Origin of the sequence: Modestobacter caceresii (assembly GCF_000761485.1) — a bacterium.
Taxonomy (GTDB): Bacteria; Actinomycetota; Actinomycetes; order Mycobacteriales; family Geodermatophilaceae; genus Modestobacter; species Modestobacter caceresii.
Window position 1 is genome coordinate 18,350 of sequence record NZ_JPMX01000043.1, and the last position, 19,663, is coordinate 38,012.

Sequence of the window (19,663 nt, forward strand, 5' to 3'; positions counted from 1 at the left end):
GCCGGGTCAGCTGACCCGGAGCACCTCGTCGGCCGGTGTCGCGGGGGTGGGCCGTGGTCCGCTGCCGCCGGCGAAGTCGCGGACGGCGAAGTTCGTGGCGCGGCTCTCCGTGGGCAGGGCCGCGACCGGTACCCCGTCGGGTGCGTCCGGGTCGGTCCGCAGCCAGGCCTGCAGCTCGGCCAGGTACGCCGGGTCGTGCTGCTCCAGCTGCTCGCCCTGGTCGAGCAGGAGGGCGACCGCCGTCTCCTCCTCCGTCCGGCTGATCGGCTTGAGCCAGACGCCGTCCCGGCCCGCCTCGGCCTGCAGCCGGTCGACCAGGCCGGCCGGCAGCGGCTCGGGCAGGAACGGCGCACGGTCGGTGTGCCGGGCGCCGATCGCCGCGGCCGCCCGCACGTCGGTGGCGTCGGGCTCGCCGCGCCCCGTCACGCGCACGGTCGCCAGGTGCTCCGGGGTCAGCGGGGTCAGGCAGCACGTCGACCTCGGCGGTGACGCCGGACGCCCGCAGGACCACCACCGCGAACTGCACGGCCACCCCACAGCTGAGCACCTGCTGACGGCCCGTGGGGTCGATCGCCGGCAGGCCCCGGGCGGTGTCGCGCCGCACCTCCAGCCGGTCGCCGGAGGCGGTGAACGTCCAGGGCTGGGTGTTGTGGATCGACGGTGCCCGCACCGCCTGCTCCACCACCTGGGGCCACTGCGCCTGGTCCAGCATGTCGGTCTCCTGTCGCCCTCGGGTGCGTCTCCCCCAGCCTCCCCGCCCGACCGGACGCAGCGCAGGAGCCGAAGGTCCCGGGGTCAGGCGTCGCGGGTGAGCGCCAGCAGGGCGATGTCGTCGGCGCGGTGTGCTCCGGCCAGCTCGGCCAGCAGCCGGTCGCAGAGCTCGTCGGCGCCCACAGCGGCCCAGCGCTCGGCCGCCACCTGCAGCCGGGCCAGGCCGGTGTCCAGGTCGCTGGTGCGGCTCTCCACCAGGCCGTCGGTGTACAGCAGGAGCGTCGCCCCCGGCGGCACGACGCCGCTCCACTCGACGGCGGGCGCCGGTGGTGCCCCGAGCATCCGGCTGGGCGCCACCGGCAGGTACTCGGCGCGGCCGTCGACGATCAGCAGCGGCGGCGGGTGCCCGGCCGAGGCGACGTGCAGCAACCCGGTGGGCAGGTCCAGGGTGGCGAAGAGGGCCGTGGCCATCCGCTGCAGCCCGAGCAGCGGCCAGCTGGCCTGCAGCCGGTCGATGACCGCGGACGGCGCAGGCGCCTCCACCAGCAGGGCCCGGTAGACGCTGCGCAGCTGCCCCATCGTCGCCGCCGCGGTGATGTCGTGCCCCACCACGTCGCCGACCGCGATCGCCACGTGGTCGCCGGGCAACGTGGCGACGTCGTAGAAGTCCCCACCGATCTCCACGCCGGAGGTGGCGGCCAGGTAGCGCACGGCGACGGTCATCCCCGGCACCGCGGGCGGGTGCGGCGGCAGCAGGGTGGCCTGCAGGGTGTGCGAGGTCCGCGACTCCAGCTCGTACCGCTGGGCCTTGGCGAGCACCAGGGACACCTGGTGCGCCAGCTGCTCGACCACCTCGACGTCGGCGGCGGTGAACGCGCCCCGGCGCCGGTCGGCGCTCAGGGTCAGCACGCCCAGCGACCGTCCCTCCGCCACCAGCGGCACGCTGACGATGCTGGCCAGCTCCAGTGCCCGCACCCCCGCCAGCTCCCGGGGATCGCGGACCACCGAGACCAGCCAGGCGTCGTCGGGCGCGGAGAACCACTGGGTGCGTCCCTCGGCCAGCGCCCGCCGGGCCGGGAAGGGCAGCTCCCGGGCCGGTGGCGCCCACTCGAGCAGGTCGTCGACCAGGTGCTGGCGGGCCGGGTCCCCGTGCCGGGCGAGCACCCGCCGGGCCCCGTGCTGGGTGACCAGGTCGAGCATGCAGACGTCGGCCAGCCGCGGCACGGCCAGCTCCGACAGCCGGTCGACCGTCTCCCCCACCCCGGCCGCCGCGGCCATCTGCCGTGCGGCGTGCAGCAGGAAGGCCGAGCGCGCGGCCTGGCGGGTGGTCTCCTCGTGCAGCCGGGCCCGCTCCAGCGCCTGACCGGCCTGGCGGCCCAGCGTCCACAGCAGGTCGACGTCCCCGTCCGAGAGCACGCCGTCCCGGGGCTCGTCGAGGTCGATCAGGTCGTCGGCGCCCGAGCTGCCCTGGCCGAGCAGCAGGACGCCGAGCCGGCGGGTGTCGGCGGACACCGGGACGACGACGAGCGCCTGCAGCTCCGCGCTCTCCAGCGCAGCGGCCAGCTCGGGCCGCCGGCCGTGCAGCCGCTCGTCGGGCACGACGACCCGCAGCCCCTCGGCCAGCTCCAGGGCGATCCGCCCGTCGGCCGCGGTGGCCAGCTGGTCCAGCAGGGCAGCCGGCAGACCGTCGCTGCGGGCCACGACCAGCTCCGACCGCCGCACCACACCGTCGGCGTCGCCGTCGGACCCGGCCGGACCGGGGACGACCAGCAGCAGCGCGGCTCCGCGACTGCGCAGCGCCGAACGCGCCTGCTGGACGACGACACCGGCCACGTCGGCCACCGACGTCGCGCCGGCCAGCTGCACGACGACCTGCTGCAGCGTCCGCGACCGGGCCTCGGAGAGCTCCGCGGCCCGGTGCGCGGTCAGGATCTCCCGCTCGTAGCGCCGCCGGGCGGTGGCCTCGAACAGCGTCGCGCGCACCAGCACCGGCCGACCCTCGGGGTCGCGCAGCTCGACCGCGTTCACCAGGCAGGGCAGCACCGAGCCGTCGTCCCGGACGACGTCCAGGGCGACCTCGCGGACCGCCCCCTGCATCCGCAGCAGCGGGGCCAGGTGGGTGTCGTGGAAGACCTGGCCGCCGACGCTGAGCAGGTCGCGCAGCCGGGTGCGCAGCACCCGCTCGGCGGGGCGGCCCAGCCAGCTGCACAGCGTCTGATTGACCTTGACGATCGTCCCGTCCGGCAGCGTGGACAGGTAGCCGCAGGGTGCGTTCTCGTAGAGGTCGGCCGGGTCGTCCTCGAGCAGCTGGTCCAGCTGCGCCCGGTCGCCCTCCCCGCGACGACGGTCGGAGCCGGCCGTGCGGGACACCGTCACGTCCAGGCCCGGATGGCGGCCGTGGTCTCCTCCGGTGCGCTCAGGTGCGGGCAGTGCCCGGTCGCGGACAGCTGGGTGAAGGTCGAGCCGGGGATGTGCTCGTGCACGTACCGACCGGCCGTCTCGGGCGCGATCACGTCCTCCGAGCACTGCAGCACCAGGGTGGGGACGTCGACGCCGGGCAGGTCGGCCCGGTTGTCGGAGAGGAAGGAGACCCGGGCGAACTGCCGCGCCACGTCGGGATCGGTGCGGCAGAAGCTGTTGGTCAGCTCGGCGGCCAGCTCGGGCCGGTCCGGGTTGCCCATGATCACCGGCGCGATCGCGGCGGACCAACCCAGGTGGTTGGCGTCCAGGTTGTCCAGCAGGTCCTTGATCTGGGCCCGGGAGAAGCCCCCGACGTAGTCGCCGTCGTCGACGTACCGGGCGCTGGGCCCGACCATCACCAGCGCCCCGAACAGCTCGGGGGCCTGGGCGTGGGCCAGCACCCCGATCATGGCGCTGACCGAGTGCCCGACGAACACCGCGTCGGTCAGCTCCAGGTCGCGCATGACCTCGACGACGTCCGCGGCGTACCCGTGCAGGCTGTTGTACTTCACCGGGTCGTAGGCCGAGAGGTCGGAGTGGCCGAACCCCACGTGGTCGAAGGTGACCACCTGGTGATCCACCTCGAAGTCGGGGGTGATGAACCGCCACATGTTCTGGTCACAGCCATAGCCGTGTGCGAACACCATCGGCCGGCCACCTGGTCGACCGCTCACACGGACGTAGTGCCGCGTGCGGACGCTCATGGGGACGAACCTACGCGACCGGGCTGTTCCGGTACCAGCCTCCGCACCGGTCAGCCGGGCCGGACCGCGGTGAGCACGACCCCACTCGCCGGCCGTGCGGGGATGCGGCTGAGTGAGATCTCCAGGTCCTGGGGCGGCAGGGTGTACGTCAGCCGGGCCAGCCGGACGGCGAGCGCCGACAGCAGCGCGACGGTGATGTCCTCGCCGGGGCAGCGGTGCCCGGTGCGCGGGTCACCGGCCCCCTGCGGGACCAGCTCCCACGGGCCGATCCGCCGGACGGCGGCGCCGGCTCCCTCGCCGTCCAGGAACCGCTCGGGCCGGAATGCGTAGGGCTCGGGGAAGAGCTCAGGATCGTGGTTCTGCCCGAACAGGTCCAGCAGCACCATGGCCCCGGCTGGCACCGTCTCCCCCTCCCACTCGACCGCCCGCGGCGACCGGCCACCGATGAACGGGGCGAACGGGTAGAACCGGCGCACCTCGTGGGCCACGGCCGTGGCGAACGCCGGCTCGCCGGTGCGCAGCCGCTCCCGGATGGCCGGCCAGTGGTGCAGGGCGTGCGCGGTGAAGCCGACGAACCAGCAGACGGCGACGGTCGGCCGGATCACGTTGAGCACCTCGACCGCGGCCACCCGCGGCTCCAGCAGCTCCCCGTCGGAGTCGCGGTGGCCGGCGACGACATCGAGCACCGAGCCCGCGGGCACGCTCCGCCGGCCGCTGCGCACCTCCTCGACGATCCCGGCCAGCCACGCCTCGCGCCGCTGCCGCGCCCGGCGGGCACGCCAGTGCCGAGGGGCACCAGTGGCGAAGCCGTCGACCAGGGTGGTGAGGTCGCGGGCCAGCGCCGGCAGCTCGTCCTCGCTGACCGGCACCGCCGCCCAGTCACAGACCCCGCGGGTGAGCACCTCGGCGGCTGCGTCCATCAGCACGACCTGCGGCTGCTGCGCCCAGCGCTGCGCGGCCTCGTCCCAGGCGGTGGTGACCCGGTCGACCAGGTCGCCGATCCCCTCGCCCATCAGCAGGTCCACGAACATCGCCTTGCGCACCCGGTGGGGCTCGCCGTCGAGGGTGTGCACGGCCCCGTGACCGAACAGCGTGCTGACGACCGGCTCGGGCAACGCACCGCTGCGGCGCACGTTGCGCTCGTCGTAGAGGAAGCGAGCGCCACCGGCCCCCACGAGGCCGAGGGTCGGGCGCACCATCAGCCGGGTGCGCACGGTGTCCCGACCGGCCGCGCGGCGCAGGTCGGGCAGCCAGGCGTAACCCCTGGCCAACATCTGGATCGACTGGTCCAGCCGGGGCATGCGGATCATGGCCTGTGGCGTTCCCACCGGGCCGTCGGGGAAACCGGAGCTCAGCACCCTCCTCGCGCGCCGCCGTCGTCGTGGCCCAGCAACCGCAGCAGCGCGTGCACCTCAGCCGCGGCCCCGCCAGGTCGCCGGGGACTCGTCCGGCAGGGGCTCGCCCCTGGCGGCCCGCGCAGCGGCGTAGGCCGGGTGCCGGAAGCGGGCCATCGGCCCGTCGGCGGCCAGCCCCGGCGGCGCGTGCAGGACGGCGTCGAAGTGCACGGCCGGGTCCGGCGGGTCGGTGGGCCGGAGCAGCGTGACCTGGGCGAACGGCTCGTCCGGGCCGCGGCCGATCGCCGCGCAGAGGGTGATCTGCAGGCCGGGGCCGTGGACGGTGAGCCCCGGACGGTCGGAGGGGATCCCCGACCGCTGCGGGACGGCGGTCAGCCGCACCGGGCCGGCCGCGCTGCCGTAGGCCATGATCGACCCGTAGCTGCTGCCGGCGTCCTGGCGCAGGACCGGGACCCGGCGGCTCCACCGGCCGGTGCCGGTGGAGGAGAGCAGCAGGTCCACCGGGGGGTCCCGCGGCAGTCGCAGCGCGAACCCGAGCAGGTCCGGCAGCGGCCGGGGCAGGCCCGCGCCGCGGGAGAGCCGCACCAGGACGTCGTCGGTGCCGGTGGAGTCCAACCAGGGGACCCCGGTCTCCCGGGGCAGCCCCCAGCGCTCGAGCCGAGCGGAGAAGGTCAGCCCTCGTGGGTGCAGGGGTTTGGCACCACGGGCACGGGCGAGCGCCGCGAGCGGGACGGCGACCGCTCGGCCGGCGATGTCGACGACGGGCAGCATGCCCAGCGGATTACCAGCCGGCGGTCAGGTCACGCCTGGGTTCGGGGCCCTCCGGGCCGGCGCCCCGTTGCGCACGGCCGGCGGGTGGTGTCGATCAGTGCCGGGTGGTGCCGCAGTCGGCGCAGCGCTTCCGGGCGCTGGCGTTCTTGCGTCGGCAGTTCTCGCACGTCCAGAGCGTGCGTTCGATCGTGCGCATGTCCCGTTCCTCTCGCCCGGCCGGTGTCCCCGGCCTCCCCCTGCGGGTGGGTCAGGGGTCTCCCGCCCACCTCCGGATCGACGCTAGGTCGCTCCGGTGACGGGCAGGTGTCCGGCGCGAGACGACTGGACGGCGCGCCGCGGTGGGACGGGACGGGGGTGCTCAGCCGGCCGAACCGCAGCCGCCGGCACCGCAGGCGCAGCCACCGCAACCGGCCGCCGGGGCCGGGGCCGGCCGGCGGGCGACCCGCGCCATGCCGACGGCCCCGGCCAGGTTGGCCAGGCCGAGGGCCCCGACCGTCCCCGCGGCGAGGACGCGCGCCGTGGCCAGCAGGGCGTCGACCCCACCGAGCACGGCGATCGCCACCGCGGCGGCCGCGACCAGCACGGCACCACCGAGGGCCAGCGGACGCCGGTCGGTGGCGGCGACGGCCAGGGCCGGCAGCGCGATGACGCCGGCGGCGACGAACAGCCAGCCGGTCGCCGTCGCCGACAGCAGTGCCATGCCCATGGCGAGGGCCCCGAGCCAGACGCCGCCCGCGCCGACCAGCGCGGCCGCGCGCTCGACGGCACCGGTGCGGGCACGGCGCAGCACCCGCACGCCCTGGACGACGCCGAACAGGCCGACCGCGCCCAGCAGCACCCGCGGACCCACCTCGGACCAGGTCAGCGCCAGGACCGCGAGCGCGAGCAGGACGCCGCCCAGCGCCGCCATCCGCGGCCAGGTGGCCCGGGCCTGCTCCGGGGTGGGTGGGGTGATCGGGGAGCTCCCGGCCTGCCGGCCGGCGGTCACGGCGTTCGTCACGCCGCCATTCTCCCTCACCGACCGGGATCCGTCCCGTACGGACCGGCACCCCCGGTCCCGCACGCGCTCCCCCGGCGGTCGACCGCGTGTTGTGCCACGCTGATCGCCGCTTGCGACAGGCGATCGCCGAGCACACGGCGACACAGGAGGAACGGTCATGGGCACCTCGGGAACCGCGGCGAGCGCCGACCGGGCAGGCAACAGCGACGCGCTGGAGAACCTGGCGCGGGTGGGGCTGATCGCCTACGGCGTCGTCCACCTGCTGCTGGCCTGGCTGTCGCTGCAACTGGCCTGGGGCGGCGGTGGCGGCTCGGCCGACCAGTCGGGCGCGATGGCCACCCTGGCCGCACAGCCGTTCGGCAAGCTGCTGCTGTGGGTGCTGGCCCTGGGCCTGCTCGCGCTGGCCGTCTGGCAGCTGGCCGAGGTGCTGCGTCACCGGGCCGGCCTGCAGGCCTCCGGCGATGCGCGCAAGGACGCGCTCGCCACGATCGCCAAGGCGATCGCCAAGACCGTCATCTACCTGGTGCTGGCCTACACCGCGATCCGGTTCGCCACCGGTGGCGGGCAGTCCAGCTCGGGGCAGGAGGAGCAGACGGTCGCCGGGGTCCTCGGCTGGCCCGGTGGCCGCTACCTCGTCGGAGCTGCGGCCCTCGCGCTGCTCGGGGTGGGTGCCTACCTGGTGCACAAGGGCGTCACCAAGCGGTTCCTCAAGGAGATCGAGACCGCGGAGGCCTCGGCGACCCAGCGCCGGCTGATCGAGCGGCTCGGCCAGGTGGGCTACCCGGCGAAGGGGGTCGCCCTGGCGGTCGTCGGTGGCCTCCTCGGCTGGGCAGCGATCACCTTCGACTCCGACAAGGCCGGCGGGCTCGACGACGCGATGCAGACCATCCTGTCGGCGCCGTTCGGTCAGGCCCTCCTCACCCTGGTCGCCCTCGGCATCGCCGCGTTCGGCGTCTTCTGCCTCTTCCGCGCCCGGTTCCCCGAGCGCACCTGACCGGCGCGGGTCGGGCTCCTCGGGCAGGATCACCGTGGTGAACGTCGTCCCGCAGCGGGTGCACGACGCGGTCGCCCGGGCCCGGGAGGTCACCGACCACCCGGTCCTCGAGCACCTCGCCCGGGTCGGGCTCGTCGCGTACGGCGTGCTGCACCTGCTCATCGGCTGGCTGACGTTCCGGATCGCCTGGTTCGTGCAGCCCGGCACCGAGGACGCCGACCAGACCGGGGCGCTGCAGGCGGTCTCCGAGTCCCCCGGCGGCCAGGTGCTGCTCTGGGGCATCGGGCTGGGCCTGTTCGCCCTGGCGCTGTGGCAGGCCGGTGAGGTGCTGCGCTGGTGGACCGGGCTGCTGCACCCCGCACGCCGGTTGCGCACCGGCGTCGTCTGCACCAAGTGCGCGGCGAAGGCCGTCGTGTACGCGGTGCTGGGGCTCACCGCCCTGTTCTTCGCCGTCGGCGCCGGCTACCAGGCCGACGAGCGGTTCCAGGCGATGGCCGACGACGCACTGGAGATCCCCGGCGGATCGACGCTGGTGGTCGCCGTCGGGCTCGGCGTCGCCGCGGTCGGCCTGTACGTGCTCGTCCGCGGGGTGACCGGGAAGTTCATGAGGGACGTCGACCTCGACTCGGCCCCCGACCGATGGGAACCGCTGATCGAGCGGCTGGGCTCCTTCGGCTACGTGGCGAAGGGCATCGCCTTCACCGTCTCCGGCGGTCTGCTGGTGTACGCGGCGGCGACCCGGGACGTGTCGACGGCGACCGGCCTGGACGGCGCGATGAACGCGATCGGCGGCGTCCCCACCGGGCGGTGGCTGCTCACCGCGGTCGCCGTCGGCTTCATGGCGTTCGGCGTGTACGCACTGGTCCGGGCCCGCTACCCCGACCGCGACCCCGCGACCTGACCCGTCCTGACCACCAAAATGGCCATTTTGGTGGTCAGCGGAGTCGGACCAGGCCGGCGCCGGTCGGGGTGAAGCCGCACTCGTCCAGGTAGAAGCCGCGCAGGTGGTCGTCGAAGTCGACGTGCAGCCACTCGCAGCCCGACGCCTGCGCCCCGGCCACCGCCGTCTCGACCAGCGCCCGGCCGATCCCGGTCCGGCGCCGGTCGGCCCGCACCATCGTGTCCAGCAGGAAGGCGTGCACCCCGCCGTCCCAGGCGACGTTGACGAAGCCGACCAGTTCGCCGCTCTGCACGGCGGTGACCCAGCCGAGGCTGTGCCGCTCCAGCTGGGCGCCCCAGGCGTCGGCGAGCACCGGGTGCCCGAAGCCCTCGGCGTGCAGCACGTTGACGTCGGCGTCGGCGAACGGACCGCGCCACGTGTACTCGGTCATCGGCGCCGTGCCCTGCGCCGGTCAGTCGATGATGGTGAAGACGTCCCACAGGCCGGTGATCCGCAACGGCCGGGCGACGGCGCGCGTCGTGCCGCACCGCATCCGCAGATCGCGGCCACTGGCCAGAGCCGACCGGTGTGCCGTCGCCAGGGCGGAGAGCCCGGCGGAGTCGAGGAAGGTGACCCCGCGCAGGTCCACCTCCACGGTCGTGGTGCCCGGGCGGGCGAGGACCTCGAGGAGGCAGCCGCGCAGCCCCGGGGCGGTGGCGGAGTCGACCTCACCGCTGACGGAGACGGTGCAGCCGGCCGACGAGGTGGCGGCGTGTACGTCGATGCGGGTGGGGTCGACGTCGACGTTGAGTGCGGTCATGCGGACCTCCGGCTTAGCTCGCGTGACCGGCGGCGTCGCCGACCGGTCTCGTGCGCCGAGCAACGTGCACTCGGTCGCGGCTGGTGGTTGAACCGCACCGCGAACGCTAGGGAACAGGTCGGTTGGGCACAAGGGGCCCTCGGCGTGGCGCGCGGCGCCACGCCGAGGGAGCGGTCCAACGGACCGGGCGTGTCAGCCCCAGACCTCCTGCGCCGTCTCCACCACCAGGGCCAGCTTGGCCATCTGCTCGTCGCGGGTCAGCGCGTTCCCCTCCACGGTCGAGGAGAAGCCGCACTGCGGCGAGAGCGCCAACTGCTCCAGCGGCACGTGCCGCGCTGCCTCGTCGATCCGGCGCTTGAGGTCGTCCTTGCGCTCCAGCTCCGGCCGCTTGCTGGTGACCAGGCCCAGGACGACGCGCTTGCCCGGCGGCACGAACCGCAGCGGCTCGAAGCCACCGGAGCGTGCGTCGTCGTACTCCAGGAAGAAGCCGTCCACCTCCAGCCCGCCGAACAGCGCCTCGGCGACGAAGTCGTACCCGCCCTCGGCGACCCAGGAGGACCGGAAGTTGCCGCGGCACATGTGCGTGGTGACGGTGAGGCCGTCGGGCCGACCGGCGAGGGCTGCGTTGATCTGCCGGATGTACCGCTCGTGCTGGTGTTCGGCGTCGCGCCCCTGGTCGGCGAGCTCCGCACGCTGCGCCGGGTCGTTGAGGTAGGCGAGGCTGGTGTCGTCGAGCTGGAGGTAGGTGCACCCCTGGGCCGCGACCGCCTGCACCTGCTGGCGGTAGGCGGCCGACAGGGCGTCCCAGAAGCCGTCCTCGTCGGGGTAGACGGCCGGGTCGATCGCCGCAGCACCGCCCCGGTAGTGGACCATCGACGGCGACGGGATGGTCAGCTTCGCCGTCTGCCCCGGCTGCACCTGCGACTGCAGGAAGGCCAGGTCGGAGCCGAAGATCGGTTCGTCGATCGACAGCGGCCCGTCCACCCGCAGGCCGGCCGGGGTGAAGTCGATCGTGCCGTCGGCGTTCCTGAAGTGGACCTCGATGTTCTCGCGGACCTTGCTGATGCCGTTGATCGCGTAGATGAAGTCCATGTGCCAGGACGCCCGGCGGAACTCGCCGTCGGTGGCGGTCGACAGGCCGACGTCGGCCTGCATGCGGACCACGTCGGCGATCGCCTCGTCCTCGACCCCGCGCAGCTCGGCGGCGTCGATCGCCCCGGCGGCGAACCGCTCCCGGGCGTCGAGCAGCGCCGGAGGGCGGAGCAGGCTGCCGACGTGGTCGGCACGGAACGGTGGGCCGGATCGGTCGGACATGTCCTCAGCATGCTCGGTCCACCGGACCCCGGCCTCTCCGGACGGCACCGGATCGGTGAGGCCGCGCCGGGCGCACAGCCGACAGGCGGATACTGGCCCGCATGTCGAAGCGGACCGTCGTCGCCGGCACCGTCTGGGTGGCCCTCACCGTGCTGGCCTTCGGCACCGACGCGATCCTGGGTGCCGTCGTGCTGATCTTCGGTGGCGCGGCGGTCGTCGTCGTCCAGCTGTCCAGCACCTGGTCGCAGCACCCGGACTTCGAGGCGCGCGAGGTCGCCCGCGCCCGACGGCGCAAGGTCAAGTGGGAGAAGAACGCCCCCCGCCGGGAGAAGGACGCCGCCCGCTACGCCGCCCACCAGGCGCGGCAGGCCGCCAAGGCGCGCGCCGCCCAGGACCGGACGGCCCGGGCCGAGACCGCAGACGACCGCCCGGCCTCCTGAGCCGAAAAGGGCTGGACGGCCCCGGACGACGTCCCTACCGTCCTCGACATGGGCGACACCTCGCTGCGGCTGCGGCTGCGCACCTCCTGAGCTGATCCGCGGGCGCTGTCACGCAGCCCCGCCGTCCGCCGGTCCAGCGACCGGCTGCGACCGCTCCTCCCCCGTTCCCGGCGTGCCCGCGCCGATGTCGCGGGCTGCCCGCTGCCCTCCCGGAGGTCCTCCATGTCACGACCCACCCCTGCCCTCGACGGCCCGGCCGGCGCGGCCCGCGGCCAACTCGCCGACGACGCCCACGACGGCTTCGACCGGCTGACGCACGCGGTGCTCGCCGCACCCGGCGCCAGCCGGCAGCCCGCGCTCGGCGCGGTGCTGCGCGGCCTGCTGCCCGGCACCGCCGGGGTCCGCTGGCTGCACGCCGAGGGCCTGTCGCCGACCTCGCGAGCCGCGGACCTCACGGCCGCGCACTGGCTCTCCCTGCACGAGGCGTGACTGGCCCACCAGCGGGCACCGCGCGCCGGGGGCCGGGCGACCGGGCACGGTCCGCGCCCGGACAGCCGGCACGGCCACGCACCCGGCGCGCAGGCCATCCCGCGCTACTACTGAGAGGGGTCCGGTGGGGGCGCGACGGCGTCCTCGGCAGCGAGCTCGGTGGCGCGGTGCGGGTGGGCGAACGCCTCGGCCAGCGCCTGCCGCAGCGGCCAGGCGCCGGCCCGCCAGGCCAGCGCCCGGCCCAGGGCGGCCGGCGTCCCGTCCACCGCGTCGACGTCGGCACCGGGCCACCAGGCCACCTCGACCCCACCGGTCCCGGTCAGCGTCGGGTGCACGGCGACCGACCCGGTCAGCGCGGTCAACCCCAACCGGGCGGCGGCCAACCCGGCACCGGGCACCTCCGCCCAGCCGACGGTCCGGGCCGGGCGACTGGTCACCCGGGCGGCGACCTGCTCGCTGGCCAGCGGCACGTCCAGCAGGTCGGCGACCGCGTCGGGGCGGCCACCGGCGGGCACCACGGCCGATGAGACCAGTGGCTGTAACCACGGGGCGTCCAGCACGACCGCCGCGTCGCTGACCTGGGCCGGAGCGGTCCGGACTCCCGCCGGCGGGTCGACGTCCACGCCGTCCAGCGCGCCGGCGAGCTGGGCGTACACCGTGCGCAACACCGCCGGGGAGACCGTGCGCGCCGGGTCCCCGAGCCGGTCGAGCAGGTCGATCGCGTCGTCGACGTCGGCCAGCACGTCGGCCACCGTGGCCGGGACGCCGAGCAGGGCGAGCACGGCGTCGGGGAGGTCGCCGACCAGTTCGTACAGTCCCTGTAACTCGGGAGCGCCCGGAGCGCGGAGCCGGGCCGGCCGCACTCCGTCGAGGACCGGCGAGGTGCGCAGCCACCAGCGCAGATAGCCGGGGACGACGGTGCCGCCGAGGTCGAGGTCGGCCCGGGCGGCCGGCGGCAGGGCGGCGAGGAGCGGCAGCGCGGACTCCCAGTCACGCACCAGCTCCAGGTCGCGCACCGCGGTGAGCACCGGCCACTCCGGCGGCGGCGCATCGGCCGGCAGTCGGTCCAGCACGGCGTCCACCCACTCCTCGACCCGGTCGACGTCCAGGTCGTCGGGGTCCTCGGCGGTCAGCAGGGCGAAGGTGTCCAGCACGCCCACCGCGAGCAGTGCATCGACGTCCTGGCCGCGGGCGAACTCCGGGTCGAGCGCGCCGAGCGCGCCGGGCGCGAGCACGTCGGCCAGCGGCGACCCCGGGCGCACCAGCTCCCCGGCGGGCGTCCAGCCGCCGTCGTCGTCGGGCAGCGCCAGCTCCGCCAGCCACGGCAGCTCCCCGGGGGCCGGCGCCGCCGCGGCGACGAGGGTGAGGACGGCGACGGCCAGCGGCTCGACGTCCTCACCGCCGTCGGCCCGGTCCAGCGAGCTCTCCACCGCCGCGCGCACGTCGGGGTCAGCGAGCACCGCGGCTGCGGTCGCCGGCCGCGCACCCAGCCGCTCCAGCACCCGCCGGGCCGGACCGGCCGCCACGGCGGGGTCGGCGATCCGCAGTCCGAGCGGAGCCAGCCGCGCAGCGGGCAGCGACTCGTCGGCGAGCAGCACACCGGCCGGGGTCTGCGCCGTCCGCCCGTCGGCCAGCGGCACCGGGAGGGCGGCCAGCTCGTCCCGGTCAGCGCCGTCCAGCGCGCCGTAGAGCCGGGCCCACCACTCCCCTGGCCGCCGCACCCCGCGCACCGCCTCGACCACGTCGGCCCACCCGGCGCGCCGCACGCCGAGGGCGGCCAGCACCCGGGCGTCGGTACGCCGGGACCAGCCGGCGGGCAGCAGGCCGGGGAGCACGCCGACCAGGGCGGCGACCCGGTCGTCGGTCGGGTCGTCCAGCGCCACGGCCCGGTCCGGGCGCAGCGGCGGCTCCTCCGGGTCGGCGGCCGGCAGCCACGAGGTCGCGGTGACCCGGTCGAGCACCGCCCGGCACACCGCGGCGTCCAGGTCGGCAGCCGCCAGCCCGACGGCCGGCACCAACTGCAGCAGCACCGGGTCGGCGGGCAGCGTGGCGAGCAGGTCGGCGTAGCCGTCGGCCGCCACCTCGACGAGCGCGTCGGTCACCGGACCGGGGGCCACGTGCCGCCGGTCCGGGCCCAGGGGGAAGGGGGCGATCAGCCGGGCCGGCAGCGACAGCGGCTCGTCGCTGGGGGTCGGCGCGTGCAGCACCTGCCGGCCGGTCAACGGGAGCGGCACCCCGTCGTCGTCGACCGGGACGGCCCAGGTGACGGCGTACCGGCGGCGCTCGCGCTCCTCGACGGGCCGGTCGGTGAACAGCGCCGCCGGCAGCTCACCGGTGCGCTGCACCAGCTGCCAGGTCCTCACCGTGCCCCCGCCGGCCAGCCGGACCCGTGTGCCGTCGTCCTCGCGGGTGGAGGTGCGGACCCGGCCGTCGAGCACCACGTCGACGCGGCTCAGCGCGGGCAGCGCCAGCAGCACCTCTGGCTGCAGTGACTGCAACGACGTCCGCACTGCGGCGACGGCGTCCGGCCGCAGCGGCAGCACGACCTCGGTGGCGAACCCGGCCGCGGGCCGGCCGTCGGTCTCGAACGGCAGACGCAGCACCGGGACGGCACCGCCCCGGCGGGCCAGCTCGGGCCCGAGGGCGGGGACGGCGGCGATCGCCGTGCGGGTGTCGGCGGCGCTGAACCGCACGGAGCGGTCGGTGGAGACGACGGCCGGCTCGTCGGTCACCGCGAGCACGGCCGCGAAGCCGACGCCGAAGCGGCCGACGGTGTCGCCGGTGTCCCGCTTGGCCGACGCCCGCAGGGTCGCCAGCGCCTGGACGCCGTCGTCGTCCAGCGCCGCCCCGGTGTTGGCGGCCCGCAGGACGCCGTCGGTCAGGTCGAGCCGGAGGTGCCCCCGGACCCCGGCCCGGCTCGCCGCGTCGGCGGCGTTCTGGGCGAGCTCCACGAGGAGCCGGTCGCGGTAGCCGCCGCGGACCAGGTCCTCCTCGGCGTTGGCGTCCTCCCGGAACCGGGCCGGGGAGTCGGTCCAGGCAGCCAGCACCCGACGGCGCAGTTCGGCGGGGGTGGGCACCCGGGCAGCATGCCGGAGGAACGCGTCGGGGAGGTGCCCGGACAGACGTCGAGGGCCCGGCCAGTGCGGCCGGGCCCTCGACGTCTGTCAGGGAGTTCGGGCTCCCGTCAGCGGGAGATGTTCTTGCGCCCCGTGGTCATGACGTAGATCCCGAGCACGATGATCGCGCCGATGATCGAGCCGATGATGCCGGCGGTGCCGATCTCGAAGCCGTCGCCGGTGAGGAGACTGCCGAGCAGGTTGCCGACCAGCGAGCCGACGATGCCGAGCACGATCGTCAGACCGATGCCGAGGTCCTGCTTGCCAGGGATGACGGCGCGGGCGATGAACCCGGCGATGGCGCCGATGACGATCAGTACGATGATGTTCCAGATCACGTGTGCCTCCTCGTGTCGACGGCGGACCGTCGTGCGTCCTGGCGTCTCCAGTAAGCGGTTGGTGATGTCCCCGGAAGAGGCCCTGGTCAAACGCCGTGATGATCTAGGTTCATCACATTGAGTGATGGTGAGCCGCGTCGTGGTCCACCGGATCGCTCACGATCACGGCCTGACCAGGCCTCTCTCCCCTGCGCCAGCGACCCACCTCACGCTTCGTGACCTCAGCCACTCGCCTGTCACCGCACCGCTCGGCACGGCATACCGGCCAGTAACCTGGCTCACATGCCGCTCAGCGAGGAGTCGGCCAGTGTCCCGGGCAGCACCGCCGGGACCGTGGCCCGCCACGACACGACCGAGACCTTCGAGTCGACGGACCCCGCCACCGGCGGCGTCGTCCAGGTGTTCCCGGTCCACGACGCCGACGCCGTCCGGGAGACCGTCGCCCGGGCGCACCCGGCCGCCGAGAGATGGGCCGCGCTCGGCTCCGCCGAACGCGAGCTCCGGCTGGCGGCCTACCGCGGTCACCTCGCCCGACGGGTGCACGAGCTGGCCGACCTCGTGCACCGGGAGAACGGCAAGCCGCGCGCCGACGCGATCCTGGAGATCACCCTCGCCGTGGACCACCTGGCCTGGGCCGCCGGGCACGCGGAGAAGACCCTCGGCCCCCGTCGGGTCAAGGCCGGGATGCTGGCGGCCAACCACGCGGCGTACCTCGAGTACCAGCCGCTGGGGGTCGTCGGCGTGATCGGACCGTGGAACTACCCCGTCTTCACCCCGATGGGCTCGATCGCCTACGCGCTGGCCGCCGGCAACGCCGTCGTCTTCAAGCCCAGCGAGTTCACCCCCGCGGTCGGCGCCTGGCTGGTCGATGCCTGGCACGCCGCGGTCCCCGACGTCGCCGACGTCCTCCAGCTGGTCACCGGGTTCGGGGAGACGGGTGCCGCCCTCTGCCGGGCCGGGGTCGACAAGCTCGCCTTCACCGGGTCGGCCGCCACCGGCCGAAAGGTGATGGCCGCCTGCGCCGAGACCCTCACACCCGTGCTCATGGAGTGCGGCGGCAAGGACGCGATGATCGTCGACGACGACGCCGACGTGAGCGCCGCCGCCGACGCCGCGGTGTGGGGGGCGATGAGCAACGCCGGGCAGACCTGCATCGGGATCGAGCGGGTCTACGCCACCAGCGCCGTCTACGACCGGTTCGTCGCCGAGGTCACCCGCCGGACGGCCGCGCTGCGGCCGGGTTCGGACGACGCGGCGGCCTACGGCCCGATGACCATGGCGAGCCAGACGGATGTCGTCCGCCGGCACCTGGACGACGCGGTGGCCGCCGGCGGACGGGCGGTGACCGGTGCGACCGTCGAGGGCGGGTTCGTCGCCCCCACCGTGCTGCTCGACGTGCCGGAGAGCTCCGCCGCCGTCCGGGAGGAGACCTTCGGCCCGACCCTGACCATCGCCGAGGTGGCCGACGCCGAGGAGGGCCTGCGCCGGGCCAACGACTCCACGATGGGGCTGGGCGGCTCGGTGTTCAGCGGGTCGACGGACCGGGCGATGGACCTGGCCCGCCGGATGCGCAGCGGGATGACCTCGATCAACTCGGTCCTCACCTTCGCCTCGGTGCCGGCGCTGCCGTTCGGCGGGGTCGGGGAGAGCGGGTTCGGCCGGATCCACGGCGAGGACGGGCTGCGCGAGTTCGCCCGGGCCAAGGCGATCACCCGGCAGCGGGTCGGGCTGCCGGTGGACCTGATGAGCTTCGGCCGGCCGGCGAGCGCCGCCGACGTGCTCGCCCGGGTGATGGGCCTGGTGCACGGCCGGCACCGCTGAGGAGCGCCCGGCCGTGGCGAGCAGGTCACATCCGGACATGGCCGGGCTCGACCGGGGGCATGGCCAGGGCATGCCCCTCTCCGACGTCCTCCTCGGCGACCCCGCTGCCGCCGGGTACGCCGCTCTCAAGGCCGTGCTCCTCTTCCTGACCGCGCTCCTGGTCCTCCGGTTCAGCGAACGCCGCACCGTCGGTCAGATGACCCCCTACGACTTCATCGTGGCCGTGGCGATCGGCGCCATCGTCGGACGCACCGCCACCTCCTCGCAGACGCCCTGGCTGACCGGGGCGCTCGCCCTGCTGGCCCTGGCGGTCGTGCACACAGCGGTCAGCCGGCTGCGGTTCCTGCCCGGGGTGCACCGCGCGATCGACCCCCGGGTGCACGTGCTCATCCGGGACGGCGAGGTGGACCGGCACAAGCTCCGCCGCGCGGGCCTGCTCGACGTGGACCTCGCCGCCCTGCTCCGCCAGCAGGGGATCTCGGACGTCAGCGAGGTCCATCTCGCGGTCTTCGAGTCCAAGGGGGGCATCTCGGTGCTCAGCTCACCCTCGCAGCGAGCCGACACCTCCACCGACCCGACCGGGCAGTGACCGGGGAGCCGGACACCCCGATGTGACCAGTCCCTCCCCCGCCTGCGCCCGGTGACCGGCCGGGTCTGGCAGAGTGAGGGACACCGGCGCCGCCCCCCGCTCATCCGAGAGCAGGTGGACTCGACGTCGGCGCGAGGCTGCGCCACCGAGGCGCGCCGGCGACCCGACGTCCGACCCGGACCAGCGATGCGGCCCCCTGCGGTGGCCCCGCCCGCGGTGGACGAACGGTGGCCACCGGAGTGTTGAGGACCCCCAGATGACCAACTCCTTCCCCCCTGCCCAGAACGACAGCGCTGACCGCCCGCGCCGTCGCGCGACCCGTCCGTCCGCCGCCCCCGCGTCGAGCACCAGCTCCCCGGCCTTCCGCGCCCCCGCCGCGCCGCCGGCCGAGGGCAGCGCGGAGGGCAACCGCCGCCGTCGTGGCGGCCGTGGCCGTGGCGCCGGTCCCCGTCCGGAGGGCCAGCCGACCGCCCCCCGCGCCGACGAGCACGTGCCGGCCGCCCCGGTCGTGCCGACCGGCGACGTCCCCACCGTGCTGCCCACCGACACCACCTTCGCCGAGCTCGGCGTGCCCGCCCCGCTCGTCGAGGTGCTCACCGCCAGCGGCATCACCGCGCCGTTCCCGATCCAGGTCGCCACGCTGCCGGACACCCTGGCCGGCCGGGACGTGCTCGGTCGCGGGCGCACCGGCTCGGGCAAGACGCTGGCCTTCAGCATCCCGCTGGTCGCCCGGCTCGCCTCCTCCACCACCAAGCGCCAGCCCAAGCGGCCGCGCGCGCTGATCCTGGTGCCGACCCGCGAGCTGGCCAACCAGGTCGCCGCCGTGGTCGACCCACTGGCCCGCGCGCTGGGCATGCGGTCGACCGTCGTCTTCGGTGGTGTCGGGCAGAACCCGCAGGTGCAGGCGCTCGCCGGCGGGGTCGACGTGCTCATCGCCTGCCCCGGCCGGCTGGAGGACCTCATCGGCCAGGGTCACTGCGACCTCGGCGCCGTGGAGATCACCATCCTCGACGAGGCCGACCACATGGCCGACCTGGGCTTCCTGCCCGGCGTCAAGCGCCTGCTGGACCGCACCCCCAAGATCGGCCAGCGGCTGCTCTTCTCCGCCACCCTGGACAACGGCGTCGACGTGCTGGTCAAGCGCTACCTGGACCGGCCGACCACGCACTCGGTCGACCCGGCCGTGGCGCCGGTCTCGACGATGACCCACCACGTGTTCCGGGTCGACGCCGCCGACAAGGGCCAGATCGTGCAGGAGCTCGCCGCCGGGCTGGGCCGCAGCGTGCTGTTCACCCGCACCAAGCACCAGGCCAAGAAGCTGGCCAAGCAGCTGACCGCCGCCGGGGTGCCCGCCGTCGACCTGCACGGCAACCTCAGCCAGAACGCCCGCGAGCGCAACCTCGAGGCGTTCAGCAACGGCGACACCCGGGTGCTGTGTGCGACCGACATCGCGGCCCGCGGCATCCACGTCGACGACGTCGCGCTGGTCGTGCACGTCGACCCGCCCTCGGAGCACAAGGCCTACCTGCACCGCTCGGGCCGCACCGCCCGCGCCGGCGCCGGCGGCATCGTGGTCACCATCGCCACCCCCGACCAGGCCGGCGAGGTCCGCACCCTGGCCCGCCAGGCCGGGATCACCCCCGACGTGTCGGCGATCAAGCCCGGCGCCCGGGAGATCACCGCGCTGACCGGCCCGGCCGCACCGTACGTCGAGCCCGCCCCCGCACCGGCCCCGCAGCCGCAGGGCACCGGCGGAGGCGGCAACGGCGGCCGTCGTCGGCGCTCCGGTGGCGGTGGCGGCGCGGCACCGGCGGCGTCGTCCGGTGGCGGACGCGGCGGGCAGACCCGTTCGGCCGGCCCG

At 75.3% G+C, this 19,663-nt stretch carries 18 protein-coding genes; 7 read left to right on the plus strand and 11 right to left on the minus strand.

All coding sequences use genetic code 11. From position 1 onward, the window contains the following. Window positions 1–6 precede the first annotated feature (6 nt). The 6 genes from IN07_RS23970 to IN07_RS23975 all read right to left on the minus strand — a co-directional run bounded on the left by IN07_RS23970 (window position 7) and on the right by IN07_RS23975 (window position 7,001). Window positions 7–432, minus strand: a complete 426-nt coding sequence (locus tag IN07_RS23970) for a hypothetical protein (RefSeq protein ID WP_052091129.1) — start codon at window positions 430–432, stop codon at window positions 7–9. Window positions 433–795: 363 nt separating this feature from the next. Next, a complete protein-coding gene (locus tag IN07_RS10775; RefSeq protein ID WP_231558116.1) occupies window positions 796–3,081 on the minus strand; it encodes a SpoIIE family protein phosphatase in 2,286 nt (761 codons plus the stop codon). Window positions 3,082–3,083: 2 nt separating this feature from the next. Next, window positions 3,084–3,875 carry an alpha/beta fold hydrolase gene (locus IN07_RS10780; protein WP_036335787.1) on the minus strand — a complete coding sequence of 264 codons (792 nt, stop codon included), beginning with the start codon at window positions 3,873–3,875 and terminating at the stop codon, window positions 3,084–3,086. A 50-nt stretch (window positions 3,876–3,925) separates the two neighbouring features. Beyond that, a complete protein-coding gene (locus IN07_RS10785; RefSeq protein WP_231558131.1) occupies window positions 3,926–5,185 on the minus strand; it encodes a cytochrome P450 in 1,260 nt (419 codons plus the stop codon). A 102-nt stretch (window positions 5,186–5,287) separates the two neighbouring features. After that, window positions 5,288–6,001, minus strand: a complete 714-nt coding sequence (locus tag IN07_RS10790) for a hypothetical protein (protein WP_052091130.1) — start codon at window positions 5,999–6,001, stop codon at window positions 5,288–5,290. Window positions 6,002–6,359: 358 nt separating this feature from the next. Continuing rightward, window positions 6,360–7,001 carry a hypothetical protein gene (locus IN07_RS23975; protein ID WP_052091131.1) on the minus strand — a complete coding sequence of 214 codons (642 nt, stop codon included), beginning with the start codon at window positions 6,999–7,001 and terminating at the stop codon, window positions 6,360–6,362. A gap of 157 nt (window positions 7,002–7,158) precedes the next feature. On the opposite strand from IN07_RS23975, the gene IN07_RS10805 reads away from it, so the two are divergent. Together IN07_RS10805 and IN07_RS10810 are read left to right on the plus strand one after the other, a co-directional pair. Continuing rightward, a complete protein-coding gene (locus tag IN07_RS10805) occupies window positions 7,159–7,995 on the plus strand; it encodes a DUF1206 domain-containing protein (RefSeq protein ID WP_036335790.1) in 837 nt (278 codons plus the stop codon). A gap of 37 nt (window positions 7,996–8,032) precedes the next feature. Continuing rightward, entirely contained in the window at window positions 8,033–8,896 is an 864-nt protein-coding gene (locus IN07_RS10810; protein WP_036335791.1) for a DUF1206 domain-containing protein, read from the plus strand. Between the two features lie 34 nt (window positions 8,897–8,930). Here IN07_RS10810 and IN07_RS10815 read toward each other — a convergent pair whose 3' ends face one another. The 3 genes from IN07_RS10815 to IN07_RS10825 all read right to left on the minus strand — a co-directional run bounded on the left by IN07_RS10815 (window position 8,931) and on the right by IN07_RS10825 (window position 11,009). Then, window positions 8,931–9,326: a GNAT family N-acetyltransferase gene (locus IN07_RS10815; RefSeq protein ID WP_036335792.1), complete on the minus strand. Its 396-nt coding sequence runs from the start codon at window positions 9,324–9,326 to the stop codon at window positions 8,931–8,933. Window positions 9,327–9,347: 21 nt separating this feature from the next. Beyond that, entirely contained in the window at window positions 9,348–9,695 is a 348-nt protein-coding gene (locus IN07_RS10820; RefSeq protein ID WP_052091132.1) for an STAS domain-containing protein, read from the minus strand. Window positions 9,696–9,887: 192 nt separating this feature from the next. Then, entirely contained in the window at window positions 9,888–11,009 is a 1,122-nt protein-coding gene (locus tag IN07_RS10825) for a 5-methyltetrahydropteroyltriglutamate--homocysteine S-methyltransferase (RefSeq protein ID WP_036335793.1), read from the minus strand. A gap of 101 nt (window positions 11,010–11,110) precedes the next feature. Here IN07_RS10825 and IN07_RS10830 point away from each other — a divergent pair, with 101 nt between their 5' ends. Together IN07_RS10830 and IN07_RS25200 are read left to right on the plus strand one after the other, a co-directional pair. After that, window positions 11,111–11,449 (plus strand): hypothetical protein, encoded by a 339-nt coding sequence (locus IN07_RS10830; RefSeq protein WP_036335794.1) that lies wholly within the window; start codon window positions 11,111–11,113, stop codon window positions 11,447–11,449. A gap of 222 nt (window positions 11,450–11,671) precedes the next feature. Further along, window positions 11,672–11,938 (plus strand): hypothetical protein, encoded by a 267-nt coding sequence (locus tag IN07_RS25200; protein WP_036335795.1) that lies wholly within the window; start codon window positions 11,672–11,674, stop codon window positions 11,936–11,938. Window positions 11,939–12,045: 107 nt separating this feature from the next. Here the strand turns inward: IN07_RS25200 and IN07_RS10840 are convergent, their stop codons facing one another. Together IN07_RS10840 and IN07_RS10845 are read right to left on the minus strand one after the other, a co-directional pair. Then, window positions 12,046–15,015 carry a sacsin N-terminal ATP-binding-like domain-containing protein gene (locus tag IN07_RS10840; RefSeq protein WP_036335796.1) on the minus strand — a complete coding sequence of 990 codons (2,970 nt, stop codon included), beginning with the start codon at window positions 15,013–15,015 and terminating at the stop codon, window positions 12,046–12,048. Between the two features lie 107 nt (window positions 15,016–15,122). Continuing rightward, window positions 15,123–15,392 carry a GlsB/YeaQ/YmgE family stress response membrane protein gene (locus IN07_RS10845; protein WP_036335797.1) on the minus strand — a complete coding sequence of 90 codons (270 nt, stop codon included), beginning with the start codon at window positions 15,390–15,392 and terminating at the stop codon, window positions 15,123–15,125. Between the two features lie 282 nt (window positions 15,393–15,674). Here IN07_RS10845 and IN07_RS10850 point away from each other — a divergent pair, with 282 nt between their 5' ends. From IN07_RS10850 to IN07_RS10860, 3 genes are all read left to right on the plus strand, one after another. Next, window positions 15,675–17,213: an aldehyde dehydrogenase family protein gene (locus IN07_RS10850; protein WP_081975333.1), complete on the plus strand. Its 1,539-nt coding sequence runs from the start codon at window positions 15,675–15,677 to the stop codon at window positions 17,211–17,213. Window positions 17,214–17,250: 37 nt separating this feature from the next. Next, a complete protein-coding gene (locus tag IN07_RS10855) occupies window positions 17,251–17,802 on the plus strand; it encodes a DUF421 domain-containing protein (protein WP_081975334.1) in 552 nt (183 codons plus the stop codon). Window positions 17,803–18,058: 256 nt separating this feature from the next. Next, window positions 18,059–19,663 (plus strand): DEAD/DEAH box helicase (locus tag IN07_RS10860; protein ID WP_064972401.1); only part of this gene is annotated, 1,605 nt, incomplete at its 3' end.